Below are 12888 nucleotides of genomic sequence, written 5' to 3'. Positions count from 1 at the left end.
ATGTAAAGTTGGAGGTTTTTTCGATGGAGTTTTTATCGGGTTTAATGTCTATTATTATGATTAATTTAGTGCTTGCTGGTGATAATGCGCTGTTAATTGGGATGGCTGCTAAAAATTTACCGAAGCAACAACAAAAGCAAGCGATTTTTTGGGGAACGATTGGCGCCATTATCGTTCGTCTAATCCTGACAATTGTAGCTGTTCGGTTACTCAAAATTGATGGTCTTCTTCTAGTTGGTGGGGTCTTGTTGGTGTTGATTGCATTTAAGCTGCTTATTAGTGATTCGAAGCCAGAAGTTCATACAAAGAGCAATACACTTTTAGCCGCTATGTGGACGATTATTCTCGCAGATGTCTTAATGGGCGTTGATAATGTCATTGCCGTTGCAGGTGCTGCAAAAGGGAATATTTTATTGATCGTGATCGGCTTAGTTGTTTCCATTCCGATTGTGGTATGGGGTAGTACTCTTGTCATTAAGCTAATTGAGAAGTTTCCTATTATTATCGTCATTGGTTCAGGGGTGTTGGCATTAACAGCTGCAGATATGATTGTTAAAGATACTTATGTTAAAGGGTTCTTTGCTGATCCTGCGTATAGCCATCGATTTGAAGGGATTTTGGTCATCGTGGTCATTTACATAGGCTTAATGGTCAAGATTTTTAGAAGTGGAAAAAAAGAGAATGGTTATACTGGGACATGAGATGGGACAAGGGGACAGGTTCCTTGTCCCAAAGTTTTTTGGGACAGGGTGCCTGTCCCCTCGTCCCTATTTTTTCTTTCTCCAAGGTTTTATGTAGGAAATGATAAAGATGAAAATGGTAACGACCACTTGGAAGTAAATCGCATACTGTCTGATCTCGTGGTTTTGTATAAAAATTGGATTGTTTAAGGCCATTTCTTTTTGTGTCTCCAACAATTCCATATTTGCAATCATTAACTTGTCTACGATAAAAATACCGACGATTGTTTGAATGATAAACAGAACAAATTTTACCCCAACCCATCGATGTTTGAAAAAGCCCCAATTCGTGAAAAATCCATAGATAAAACCAACTAGTAATGTTCCAACGGCTCCCCATCTAATGATATTGTCACTAATGATGATAATGTTTTTATAAATAAGATAGGACTCTTCGTAATTAGTTAAATCAATATGTAAATTTAGCGCTAACGAACTTAAAATACCACCGAAAAATAATACGACTAGAAACACGTGGATGATTTTTAACCATTTCATTTTCTTAGGCCCTATTTTCTTCATGTTCTTTCCTCCAAACTGTATGGTTGCAATATATTGAGTGCGTTATGACTTCTTGCATTGTTTATTATAGTTGGGGTAAAGCGATCTTATAATGAGCTGTGGGCTTAATTGGTTCTAGGTCTGTGGTTGTATTTGGGACGGAGGGACAGGTTCCTTGTCCCGAAAATTGGGACGAGGAACCTGTCCCCCTGTCCCTAGCTCACATACACGACATGGGAATTCCCATGTGTCGTGTAGTAGCTCTCGGAATGTTTGGGTTTCGTTGGTTTCTGGGAAGTAGAGGGATTTGTCCATCATTTGATTATGGGCGTTGGTCAGCTTGGAGACCCATTCACCGTAAAGTTGATAATGAAGTTTCCGCGCCTCCCCTGCATTTTGGGCGAAGTAGAATACATATTGTTCCGCGCTGCGCTTGATGGCATATAGTTGATTCGGTCGAAGGTTAAGTGTATTTTTAGAACGCATTTCATCAAATTCGATTTGTTCTTGTTCAGTTAAGGTTATGTCATCTAATTTTGACGCATCGTCTTCCATGGTTATTTTCCCCTTCGTGATCGCGAAGTAAATAAAATAAGCGAGATACGGAACATCATATTGCATTGCATCTTCATATAAGCTACTCACTGTTTGCCTTTCCATATTTTCACTCCTTAATTTGACCTGTTAATTTATTGTAATGGGCGATGACGATACCAGTTGGGCCGTTTCGGTTTTTGGCAATGATTAGTTCCAGTTCTTCTAGACCTTTTGCGGTTCGTTGCACGGGTTGGTTATTTAAGCTTTCATCGTCAAAGTGACTTGTATTTGATTGTTGTTCATAGTACAAATCGCGGTATAACAGGATAATGACATCTGCGTCTTGTTCGATATTTCCTGAATCCCGAAGATCGCTCATAAGAGGACGTTTGTTTTGCCGTGCTTCTACCGAACGATTCAGTTGAGCTAAGCACACTACCGGGCAATCAAACTCTTTTGCCATCCTTTTTAAGTCCGAACTGATTCGCCCAATAATATTCGTTTGAGTTTGGTTTCCGTTCATCTCTTCTGGATAAATAATTTGCAGATAGTCGATTAAGACAATCGGCTTTTTATCAGGATAGGTATGAATGAGTCTTCTTACTTGAGCCCGCATTTGAGACACCGTTAGACCACCACGATCATCAATTTGAATATTTTTCTTATTTAATTCATTTAGGATATGAATCCACTGCTCTTTTTGTTTATCTGAGAAGAGATGGTACGGATTACGCATTTTGGTGCGATTGATTTTCCCACAAACCGCAATCATTCGATCAATTAACATCTCCCGACTCATTTCTAGCGAAAAGATAATCGGTAAGAATCCCTTTTCGCCTGCTGTTAAGGCAAAGTGATTCATGACATCCGTTTTCCCCATTGACGGTCTTCCCGCAATAATCGTTAACTCTCCTTGTCGAAAGCCATCGATCATATTTTTCAGGTTTGGAAGGGTTACAGGGACAAGATTTGAATTTACCTTTTCTATGTACGGTCTTTCGGATTGTTCGACTAACGTTGGTGTGAGATTTGTATTCATTAGGATCGTGTTGCCCTGCAAGGAATCAAGCGTTTCAAGTACCTTTTCGACGGGCCAGTTTTCAGTTTGAGCCAGGACTAAAATTCTTTGTTTCTCCCTTTCTCGCCAAGAATCCATAACGATTTCTAAGTAGGATTCAAATTTCTCCACATTTGCGAAGGATTTGAGAGTTGCTAGGTAGTTGGCACCCCCTACCTCTTGAGGCTCACGCCTAGTGAGAATTGTGAGGGGGTCAACTGGTTTACGGTTGTTTGCAATCTGTTGCATTGCGTGAAAAATGGAGCGGTGAATTTGAAGCTCAAACATTTCCATTCGTAATCCCGCATCTTGAATTAAATAGTTTTCTTCAAGCATAGTACCAAGTAACGCTTTTTCTAACAATTCAATACTCAAGTTTGTTTTCATCACAAGCTGTGTCTCCCTTCTTTTAGGTCAATCACTCAAACGATTTTATTTTGTTGGATTTTTTTGAGTGACGATCACTCTGAAAATCTACCAATCTTCTCCGGCCGAGTAGTCGATCTCAAATGGTTGTATGATCCGTTTTTTCGGTTTTTGGTTGTTCAAGTTAAATTCATTTAAATAGTTTTCGAAGTTTGTTGGGTTAAATAACGTACTTGGTCTTAAGTAAAGTGTCATCGTTGGGTCATTTTTCCAATGCCTAACTTTGACATCGATCACTTTCTTGAAATCCTCGAGTGTGTAACCTTCTTGTGCTCTTCCATTAATGAGCCTTAGCGTCGCTTTACTGTTCACTCTGAAATTCCTTTCGGCTTTGTGATTTAAGTAATCGATTACTTGAGAGGCAAAGTCGAGATTCTTCTCGACAATGTTATTTTCTTTTTTCTTCTCTTTTTTAAAGTCTCTTATTTGTCTTGTCACTTTGTCGTGGCATCCATCGACAACTTGACGTGTTAGCATTCCACTTTGACTTGTATGGGTATGACAAAGTACGCCACTTTCATTGATAAAAGTGAAGTCTCCAATAAGATCTGGGATTTGTTTCTGAAGTTTTTCATAATTAATGCGATACCACTTCAGGTGATCTGTTCGAATACGATTATATTTATTGGTTGAGATAATAAAACCATCTCGCTCTAGCTTTGAAAACACACGTTGAAGCGTCCTCTCTGACAAGAAGGGAAACTGTTTTCTCCATTTAGCATAGGTATGGTTGTACCATGTATAGCCGTCATAGTTTAATGGTGATTGCTGCAGCCTGAAATGGAGCTGCTGTAAAACGGCAGCTTCATTTGTTCCAAACGTTGCTGCTAACTGTGGTAATAATAGCAACGGTGTCTCTTTAGTTAATAAGTTTGTCATGTTAATCCGCCTTTCGATTTTTTATTTGAGGTTGAAGATTTTTCTTATTCCTTCTACGGATTGCTTTAATTCATCTGATTTTTCCATGTAGTAATGGACGTATCGACTAAAAGACTGCCATGATTGCGGGCCACTTTGAGTTTGAGCAATCAGGAGCGCTCCTTTTTCCGTCCATAAATAAAGTGAAGCTACGTACTTTTCAACTTCGTCTTGATACAATTTTTTAAAAGATTTCAACTCTTCCCCTGTCAGCGCATAAAAGTGTTCACCTTCTTCAAACTGATCTCGATGCCGTAAATAGATTTGATGAATAGTATTTGGTGTGATTTCATACATTGCGGCCAAACGTTTTGTCGTTAACACACGTTCACCTTGATAATCCAATTGCATCCCTCCATTTTCAGGCAGTTTTTTATCAACAGCTGCCTTCAACGTCTTATATAGTGTTTTAGAAGAGAAAAAGAGACATGTTGGGAAAAAATTTTTTTGGGACAGCAGGGACAGGTTCCTTGTCCCAGAATTTTCTTGATGGGACAAGGAACCCTCCCTGCCTGGGAAGGTGCTTTTTGAGTGGTTAATTTCATAAATAAAAAACGGAGAAAGCATATTAATCTATGCTTTCTCCGTTTTGGGACAGTGGGGACAGATTCCTCGTCCCAAAATCATCTTGAAGTTTGGGACAGTGTACCTGTCCCCTTGTCCCTTAAAAGATATTCGATACGATGGACTGAATTGATTCGGGTAACATTTGATAGAATAATCCTTTAAACATTAAGTCAAGTAGTCCAGCTATGATTACCACTATGACGAATACTGTAATAAGTAGTTTTTTATTTTTCAATTGATCGCCTCCATGAAACGAGGGACACGTTTCTTGTTCCCAAATTTCCGTTATTACTATATCAAATAATTCTAATATAATCCCGTTAATTTAATAAGTTTTATTTATTTCTCAAACTGGCATATTCCGATTTTTTCTCAACGCCCAACCTAACCTCCTCTTCTCTCCAGGAACCCATGAGTGGGACGCGGTGCCTGTCCCCGTGTCCCTAAAATCCAATCCTCATGTAATAATCATGAATTCTTTAGGAAAACCTAACCTGGTAAACCTAACTAAATGAAGCAAGGAGCACGATTTATGGAAGAACGTCCAGAGACAAATAACAAAACTTATTGTATGAGTGAATACGATACATTGAAACGCGTAATCCTTTGTCAGCCACAATATATGACAATCCGTGATGTTATTAATGAAACCCAAAAGCATTTTAAAAAAGAAGGGATTCATATTGAACGCGCGCTTGAGCAACATGATGTATTTGTCAAAACACTAAAGGATCACGGCGTTGAAGTGATTTTACTACCCTATCATAAGAAATATCCTGAACAGGTCTTTACTCGGGATATTGGTTTCACATTAGGACAAACCATTTTTGTTGCTAAAATGGCAACGGATATCCGGGAAGGAGAAGAAGACGTTTTAAAGCAATGGCTAGAAGACGAAGAAATCTCTTATTATAATTTAGTCGAGGAACGCATCGAAGGCGGCGATGTTGTGATCGATGGGAATACCATTTACGTGGGACTTAGCGAGCGGACAGATGCAAAAGCAGCTGAACAACTACAACGTCTGTTAAATCAATTTAATGTGATCCCGATCCCTTTTAAAGAAAAATACCTGCATTTAGATTGTGTATTTAATGTTGTATCACCTGAAGTTGCTCTTATTTATCCAAAAGCTTTAACAAAAGAGGACATAGAACTTTTTTCTTCACGTTATGATTTAATTGAAGTTTCGGAAGAGGAACAATTTCAGTTAGGTACAAATGTATTGTCTATTGGCAATAAACGGGTCCTAAGCTTGCCTGTTAATAAAAATGTTAACAAACAGCTTCGTGACCGTGGCTTCGAAGTTATTGAAGTCGATATCACAGAAATTATTAAATCTGGTGGCTCTTTCCGCTGCTGCACGCTCCCTCTCTTAAGAGAAGCGTAAGTCATATGGTGGGACAGTGTACCTGTCCCCCATGTCCCAGTCCACAAAAAAAACGGAAAAAGCATACTAATCTATGCTTCTCCGTTTTGGGACAGTAGGGACAGGTTCCTCGTCCCTAAAACGACCTTAATGAGGTAAGTTTCCTAACTCCGCGTCAACTTCTACTTCACTTTCATCTTCTTCATCTAACTCAATTGAACTGAATTCAAATTCATGATAGTACATTGTGTGAGCGTATCTTTCTTTCGAAGGGTCTTGTTCAGGGTTGATTTCCTCAGCCCAATCAAACACTGGAAGTCCTTCAAGAGGTTCGATATAACGATTTAAGCACAACCATTCGCAATCATGATCTTGTGCAAGTCTTAGTAAATCTAACAGTTCCAATGGCAGCATAGGAGTTGCTTCTTCTGAAACGACCATTTCTTCATCTTCAACGTCACTTGTGTTAATCATCCAGCCACTTCCTGGTTTATCGTAAATGACTAACTCATTCCAACCTGTTTCTTTTCCTTGTTCTATTAAATCAAGGATGTACACCGCTGTATCAAGTGTAATGTGAGCTGTTGATAAAGTTAAAACTTTGTTAGTGTGTAAATCAATTTTAAGCATTCTGGTTAAGTCCCCAATCTTTGTCCTTTTATTTTTATTACGCTGCAGCTCTGATAACGCTATTAAAATCATAAGCTACTTAAAATTGCTGCAATTACTTTTCGCAGTTTGATATGTATGCTTTTTTAAATTACTTATTACTATGTAGTACACCTTTGTACGTGGCGTTGTTCTATCGCCCTGCTATACACCTAATTATAAAGGGCAAATCGGTGAGATAAAGGCGTAATTAAAGGTACTACAAGTTATTAATCCATGTAGTACCACTTATAGGTAATTTTCATTAAAAAAAGACTAGGAATCTATGTCCTAGTCTTTTAAATCAGCAATATTTATCCGCTAATAACCAGTATTTACATGTGGGACGAGGGACCTGTCCCCTTGTCCCCTTTTTAATGGGACAAGGAGCCCACGTCCCGTGTTACATGAACTCCAGGTGTGCGGCCGTTGTTCCATTTGCCATTTAGGGCACGTTCGATTTGAGCGCCTAGTTGCAGAAGGAGTCCATCTTCTCCTTGTCGAGTAAGGGCGTGGATTCCAAGTGGTAGTCCATTTTCAAGCTGACCCATCGGCAACGAGATGCCAGGAAGTCCGCAAAGGTTGGCGATCGGCGTATAGGAGAAGATGCTCCAAAGGTTTTCGAACCAATCGTAGACGGACGGGTTATCGCTAATTGTTAGGTACTCCTTCGTTCCAACTAATGGTGTCGGTAGTGCCATTGTTGGGGTAAGGATGATATCCCAATCTTCAAAGAAGGCACCTACTTTACGAGACGTGTCGTTGAATGCTGACTGCATTTTTGCTCGGTGCGTATAGGATGCGGAACGTCCTTCTTCCCAGACGCGAATACACATTGGTTCGATTAGATCCGCTGGCGGTTTTTCTAATCCTTTTTGTTCTAACAGACCGATGATCGTTTGGGCAAAATTCATAATATAGCACTCGGTTTGGGCCATGTAAGCGGCATGGAAATCAATATTCGGCAACTTCCACTCAACATGATGACCCAGTCCCTCAAGGAATTTTGCCGCACGTTCTAATTCGGCCACAATGTGCGGCGTGGACTTGTAATTCCCCCACTCATGGGAAACCGCAATACGAAGCTTTTTCGGATCACGTTGAATAAGATTTGAATATGACTCTGACGGCATCCAATAAGGCATGAATTCCCCAGGCGCTCCACCTCTACAATTGTCTATAAAGGCTGCAGTGTCGCGGATTGTACGAGATTGGCATCCTTGAGCAGATACTACGCCCATTAAGTCTGAACTATAGGGAGCAACCGAAAGTACACCACGGGACGGCTTCAACCCGATATTGCCGTTCACCCCGGCAGGTATTCGAATCGAACCTCCCCCATCCGTCGCATGAGCAATAGGGATTACTCCGGCCGCAACAGCAGCTGCAGAACCTGCAGACGAGCCGCACGTTGTATAGTCAAGATTCCATGGATTACGTGTTACGTAAACATCCGGATTATCGGCTGAACTACATAAGCCAAATTCCGGTGTTGTCGTACGTCCAACAATGTTTAGTCCCGCTTGGCGGATACGACTTGTGAGATAACTGTCGGATGAAGGACGATTCCCTTGCATCAGCAGAGACCCCATCTCCTGAAGGCGCCCTTTAACTGTAGGGCCTAAATCTTTCATCAAAAATGGCACGCCAGCAAAAACACCATCTAGGTTGGTTCCATCTTTCTCAGGTTCATTGACCGCGTCATCAAAGACCTCAATAACCGCATTAATCTCAGGATTTACCGCCTCGATTGCACGATTTACCTGCTGTGCCACCTCTTTTGGTGTAATCTGCCCTCCGCGTACTAGCTCTGCCAGACCAACTGCATCATAAGTAGACCATTCATTCCAATTCATTGCCAACTTCATCCTATTCCTCCTCCACTTTCATCCGATCAAATCTCTTTCTTTCAAAAGGCTTGTCTCATTTATTCGAAAAAACTTTACATTGAGAGGATTACATCTGGAAATGGTGCAATTTTACATTCCCTCTATTATTCTACTCCTATATTTCTAATTTTCAAAATAATTAGAATAAAAAAATCCCCTATTTTTATCGCGCAAATCGTTCTCGCCTTCTTAAACTAATAACTAAGCTTCACTCTCGAACCAACCACAAGCTATATTCACGAGAAAAATTTAATAAATATGAATGAGATAAATTTTTCCAATATGTAATATGTCATCGTTTAAAAATTTATATTACATTCACAAGCATTGTACTATAATAGGAAAAGTGCTTAAAAAATTGAAAATAATAGGAGAAAATTATGGTAGAGATTTTAACTACTGAAGAGTTATCTTTATTAGGTTTAAAGCATCAATTTATGAAAATGCAAGCTCGTATGATTAACCTTGGCACCCAAAAAGGACTTTCTCACCCCGACACCATCCAATGCAGTCAAGAGTTAGACCGTATATTAAATACCCTTTATCAGATTAAATTAAAGTAACGCGGTAACATTTATTTGAGTATCGAATAAGCACAGAAGCAAGCGTTTTATTACATGCAACATTTTAACAGCTAATTTAGTTCAAATATGAAGGAAACAACCGATATTACTAGAGTAACAGACACGCATTTTGTGTTTATGCAATTCCGCCCTTAAAAATGGATGAAATTTCCGCTATATTTAGTAGTAGCGCTTTATTAATATTTAAAAAAACGCATATAAAAATAGCCGGTATCAGAACTTTTGGCTTATCTATGACTGAACAGCTCAGAAGGAGAACCTAATATAATGAGTCAAATATTAAATAGCCTTGTCATTGCTTCTACACATACATCCCATTTCTCAATAAGGACCTTTTTCGATTTATTGACTAGCCTTGCTTATTTCACGATTCCACTCGCCATTTTATTTTTTATGAAGAAACGGAAACACGTAAAATTTAAATGGATTTATATTTGTTTTACTCTGTTTATTCTACTTTGTGGATTTACACATGCATTGCATGTTTTACCACATTTAATGTCAATTGAGCCATTACAATCTATTCAAACCATTGCTGCAGGGCTAACCGCAACGATTTCTATCATTACAGCAATCATGGTTTGGTCCATTATGCCTAGACTTTTAAGAATCCCATCTACAGCAGAGTTAGAAGAGGCAAATAAAGAGATTCGCTATTTGGCTCACTATGATATGCTGACAGGACTAATTAATCGAAATTATTTCAACATCCTTATGGAACAAGTGATTAATGAAGCAACTCAATATAAGAAGCAGTTTGCAGTTGTGTTTATTGATCTTGATCGTTTTAAAATGATTAATGATAGTTATGGTCATCGAATGGGGGATCTTCTTTTAGAGGAAGTTTCAAATCGAATCGTTCGTACTGTTGGAGAAAAGGATATTGTCTCTCGTCAAGGGGGCGACGAATTTATCCTATTACTTCAAGATGTATCTCCCGATAAAGCAGAGATTACGGTGAATAAAATCCTTGGGCTATTGTCCTCTGTTTTCATTTTAGATGGAAAGGAAATTCACTGTACGCCAAGTGTCGGGATTAGTTGTTTTCCAACGGATGCACTGGATGCGGAGAACTTAATTAAATACGCAGATTTAGCGATGTATAAAGCAAAAGAAACGGGACGTAATAATTATAAATTCTTCACGAAGGCGATGAACGAGGAAATTTCCTTTAAATTATCGTTAGAAAATGACCTAAGAAAAGCGTTAGTAAAGGAAGAGTTTGAAGTATACTACCAGCCGCAGCTTGATTTAAATACAAATCGAATTGTTTCAGTGGAAGCATTACTTCGTTGGCATCATCCAGAAAAGGGGTTTGTCTCCCCTGCTGATTTTATCCCCTTAGCGGAAGAAACAGGCTTAATCGTACCAATCGGTGAATGGGTATTAAGGGAATCATGTAAGCAAACGAAAAAGTGGCGAAACCAGGGGCACGATATTTCGATTTCAGTTAATTTATCGAACCAGCAACTCATCAGCAATCATATTGTTGAATTGGTGAAAGAGATATTAATTGAGAATCAACTGGACCCACAATATTTAACGCTAGAAATTACAGAAAGCTTGGCCATCACAAACTTAACCGATACGCTCAATAAACTAAAAAAATTACAAGAAATTGGCGTTACCATTGCATTAGATGACTTTGGAACTGGGTATTCTTCGCTAAGTTACTTGAGTACTCTCCCAATTAACTTTGTTAAAATCGATAAATCGTTTATTAACGATATTTGCGATAAAACCAAAAGAGAGATTGTCAAATCCGTAAGTCGGATTGCTTCTAGTCGCGGCTTAACCGTCGTTGCGGAAGGCGTGGAAGAAGAAGAACAAATTTATATTATCCAATCTCTCGGTATAGGCATGATTCAAGGCTATTACTTAAGTAAGCCGGTACCAAGTAAAGAGATGGAAAAGAAATTTTTAGAGAAATTATCATTCGTGTAATGACAAAAAGGCTGAAGGGATTATTTGAGAATCCTTTCAGCCTTTCTTTATTTTGTTACTTCCATAAATGGTTCGCCATTTTCAAGCTCTAATTGAATCGTATAATCGTCATTTTGAAGTTGCTCTTTCTTTTCTGGTAAAGCGAAATACTCTTGGATCGCTGCTTCGATTTCCTTGATGGTTTCTTCAGAAGGCGGTTCAGTCAAAGCTGTTTTAATGTCAACATAAGAATGCCCTTTCCTCACCTTATAGGAAACACCTGTCAGATGATACGTTGATTTCCCCGCCATCGCATTATAAATATCGGATGCAATATATGCCCAACGATTATCTTGCAGGCGATGCGCTAAATTAAAGGTGGTTACTTCAATATCTTTTATATCTAATTTACGTGACTCGAATTCTTTTTCGATATCCACTATGATTTCATCGGACTCTTCAATATGATCAGGCATGTCTAATGTGACAATATTAGAAAACCATGTTGATTTAAAACCTGCTAATTCATAGTCTGCTTCTTCTGCATAACCATAGGATGTAAATACCTCTTTCACAATTTCACGTACTTCATCATATAGTTTCGACTCTTCATCTTCATGAGGAGCTCGCTGGACTTCCTTTGCTTCTGTAAAGAGCAATTCATATTCATCATATCCATTTTCATATAGATAATTTGTGATTGTAGGTTCAAGGTCTTTTGTTGCTTGTTTCAAAGTAGAATCCTTTAAAAGGAGTGAAACTTCAATTGTATAGGGAGATGGCGTGATCCCTACAGAACCAACTGCGTATCCTTCCTGTTCGACTAATTCAAAAAGCTGAGCTGTTAAATTCGGGTTATACTGTCCCTCAGAATAATGGGGCGTAATCTTTATTGGTAAAACTTTTCCTACAATACTTGCCATGGTTGGTGAATAAAATGGTAGCGTAATGATGAAACACATACAAACGGCAATGGCAATCCAACCGTACTGTTTTATAGGTCGTTTTTCTTTTGTCGTTACATTTTGTAAGATTTTTTGTTTCAGTTGCTCTTTTGATTGTTCATTAATCTTTAGTTCTTCGTCTAATTCACGGAATTGTTCATCCAAGAATTTCATCAGTGATCCCTCCTTGAATTAGCTTTCTTCTTAGTTCCTCTAATGCTCTTTTTAACGTCATTTTCACTTTGCTTTCTGACCAATTCAATACATAGGCTGTTTCTGCTGTTGAAAATTCTTTTAGTTTCCGCAAAATGATCACTTGCCTGTGAGATGGTTTTAATTGCTGGATCGTCCTATATAGTTGTTCGGTTTGATCATTCATCGCGACAATTTGTTCTGGTAGTGGCTTGTAATCTTTCTCTTCAATTGTTAAGCCTAAAAAATGTTGGATCGGGTGTTTTTTTCGAAAATAGTCAACTGTCGTATTATGAGCAATTGAAAATAACCAAGTTTTCACAGAGGATTTATGTTCGAATTGCTGTTGATGTTTATAGGCCTTTATAAAAGTTTCTTGTGTTAAATCCTCCGCTTGTTGATAGTCTCGCACCATCAACAGTATGTAAGTTAAAACGGATTCACCATATTGGTCAAACCATTCCGTTAGTTCCTCTTGTTTCAAGGCTGCCCCCCCTTTTTCTACTACTTAGACGCAAGTGAAAATCAACTCGTCACATTTATTTTGGGTGAACACAAAAAATCTAAATTTGGATGAATGCTGATAAATTATA

The 12888-nt window shown here is 38.7% G+C and carries 14 protein-coding genes; 4 read left to right on the top strand and 10 right to left on the bottom strand.

From position 1 onward, the window contains the following. Window positions 1–8 precede the first annotated feature (8 nt). Entirely contained in the window at window positions 9–701 is a 693-nt protein-coding gene (locus JOD29_RS11810) for a TerC family protein (RefSeq protein WP_192894225.1), read from the top strand. 66 nt (window positions 702–767) lie between these two features. Here the strand turns inward: JOD29_RS11810 and JOD29_RS11805 are convergent, their stop codons facing one another. From JOD29_RS11805 to JOD29_RS11780, 6 genes are all read right to left on the bottom strand, one after another. After that, entirely contained in the window at window positions 768–1262 is a 495-nt protein-coding gene (locus JOD29_RS11805; protein ID WP_124765223.1) for a DUF2269 family protein, read from the bottom strand. A gap of 114 nt (window positions 1263–1376) precedes the next feature. Next, entirely contained in the window at window positions 1377–1901 is a 525-nt protein-coding gene (locus JOD29_RS11800; RefSeq protein WP_124765221.1) for a hypothetical protein, read from the bottom strand. A gap of 4 nt (window positions 1902–1905) precedes the next feature. Further along, window positions 1906–3222 carry a replicative DNA helicase gene (locus JOD29_RS11795; RefSeq protein WP_239585694.1) on the bottom strand — a complete coding sequence of 439 codons (1317 nt, stop codon included), beginning with the start codon at window positions 3220–3222 and terminating at the stop codon, window positions 1906–1908. 87 nt (window positions 3223–3309) lie between these two features. Beyond that, window positions 3310–4140, bottom strand: a complete 831-nt coding sequence (locus JOD29_RS11790; protein WP_124765217.1) for a conserved phage C-terminal domain-containing protein — start codon at window positions 4138–4140, stop codon at window positions 3310–3312. 21 nt (window positions 4141–4161) lie between these two features. Continuing rightward, the gene (locus tag JOD29_RS11785; protein WP_158610569.1) at window positions 4162–4677 is read right to left on the bottom strand and encodes an ORF6N domain-containing protein; all 516 of its coding nucleotides are present in this window, start codon (window positions 4675–4677) and stop codon (window positions 4162–4164) included. A gap of 166 nt (window positions 4678–4843) precedes the next feature. Beyond that, entirely contained in the window at window positions 4844–4981 is a 138-nt protein-coding gene (locus JOD29_RS11780; RefSeq protein ID WP_239585688.1) for a hypothetical protein, read from the bottom strand. A gap of 297 nt (window positions 4982–5278) precedes the next feature. Between JOD29_RS11780 and JOD29_RS11775 the strand changes: the two genes are divergently transcribed. Further along, complete coding sequence (locus JOD29_RS11775; RefSeq protein WP_124765211.1) at window positions 5279–6136, top strand: dimethylarginine dimethylaminohydrolase family protein; 858 nt, start codon at window positions 5279–5281, stop codon at window positions 6134–6136. 126 nt (window positions 6137–6262) lie between these two features. On the opposite strand, the gene JOD29_RS11770 is transcribed toward JOD29_RS11775, so the two are convergent. Together JOD29_RS11770 and JOD29_RS11765 are read right to left on the bottom strand one after the other, a co-directional pair. Continuing rightward, a complete protein-coding gene (locus JOD29_RS11770; RefSeq protein ID WP_124765209.1) occupies window positions 6263–6745 on the bottom strand; it encodes a DUF5983 family protein in 483 nt (160 codons plus the stop codon). 392 nt (window positions 6746–7137) lie between these two features. After that, window positions 7138–8631 carry an amidase gene (locus JOD29_RS11765; RefSeq protein ID WP_124765207.1) on the bottom strand — a complete coding sequence of 498 codons (1494 nt, stop codon included), beginning with the start codon at window positions 8629–8631 and terminating at the stop codon, window positions 7138–7140. A gap of 401 nt (window positions 8632–9032) precedes the next feature. Here JOD29_RS11765 and JOD29_RS11760 point away from each other — a divergent pair, with 401 nt between their 5' ends. Both JOD29_RS11760 and JOD29_RS11755 read left to right on the top strand, forming a co-directional pair. Then, window positions 9033–9215, top strand: a complete 183-nt coding sequence (locus JOD29_RS11760; protein ID WP_124765205.1) for an aspartyl-phosphate phosphatase Spo0E family protein — start codon at window positions 9033–9035, stop codon at window positions 9213–9215. 288 nt (window positions 9216–9503) lie between these two features. Next, on the top strand, window positions 9504–11180 hold the full coding sequence (locus JOD29_RS11755) for a putative bifunctional diguanylate cyclase/phosphodiesterase (RefSeq protein ID WP_124765203.1): 1677 nt from the start codon (window positions 9504–9506) through the stop codon (window positions 11178–11180). Between the two features lie 47 nt (window positions 11181–11227). Here JOD29_RS11755 and JOD29_RS11750 read toward each other — a convergent pair whose 3' ends face one another. Further along, on the bottom strand, window positions 11228–12277 hold the full coding sequence (locus JOD29_RS11750; protein WP_124765201.1) for a DUF4030 domain-containing protein: 1050 nt from the start codon (window positions 12275–12277) through the stop codon (window positions 11228–11230). Further along, a complete protein-coding gene (locus JOD29_RS11745) occupies window positions 12261–12779 on the bottom strand; it encodes an RNA polymerase sigma factor (RefSeq protein ID WP_124765199.1) in 519 nt (172 codons plus the stop codon). Before JOD29_RS11745 ends, JOD29_RS11750 begins: the two co-directional genes overlap by 17 nt. Window positions 12780–12888: the final 109 nt, after the last annotated feature.

The sequence above is a fragment of the Lysinibacillus composti genome (assembly GCF_016908465.1).
Classification (GTDB): domain Bacteria; phylum Bacillota; class Bacilli; order Bacillales_A; family Planococcaceae; genus Ureibacillus; species Ureibacillus composti_A.
This window is presented reverse-complemented; position numbering and strand designations above follow the sequence as displayed.

Coding starts and splice junctions, on each gene's coding strand:
- JOD29_RS11805 (WP_124765223.1), bottom strand. CDS start 1,262: ATGAAGAAAATAGGGCCTAAGAAAATGAAATGGTTAAAAATCATCCAC.
- JOD29_RS11800 (WP_124765221.1), bottom strand. CDS start 1,901: ATGGAAAGGCAAACAGTGAGTAGCTTATATGAAGATGCAATGCAATAT.
- JOD29_RS11795 (WP_239585694.1), bottom strand. CDS start 3,222: ATGAAAACAAACTTGAGTATTGAATTGTTAGAAAAAGCGTTACTTGGT.
- JOD29_RS11790 (WP_124765217.1), bottom strand. CDS start 4,140: ATGACAAACTTATTAACTAAAGAGACACCGTTGCTATTATTACCACAG.
- JOD29_RS11775 (WP_124765211.1), top strand. CDS start 5,279: ATGGAAGAACGTCCAGAGACAAATAACAAAACTTATTGTATGAGTGAA.
- JOD29_RS11770 (WP_124765209.1), bottom strand. CDS start 6,745: ATGCTTAAAATTGATTTACACACTAACAAAGTTTTAACTTTATCAACA.
- JOD29_RS11765 (WP_124765207.1), bottom strand. CDS start 8,631: ATGAAGTTGGCAATGAATTGGAATGAATGGTCTACTTATGATGCAGTT.
- JOD29_RS11760 (WP_124765205.1), top strand. CDS start 9,033: ATGGTAGAGATTTTAACTACTGAAGAGTTATCTTTATTAGGTTTAAAG.
- JOD29_RS11755 (WP_124765203.1), top strand. CDS start 9,504: ATGAGTCAAATATTAAATAGCCTTGTCATTGCTTCTACACATACATCC.
- JOD29_RS11750 (WP_124765201.1), bottom strand. CDS start 12,277: ATGAAATTCTTGGATGAACAATTCCGTGAATTAGACGAAGAACTAAAG.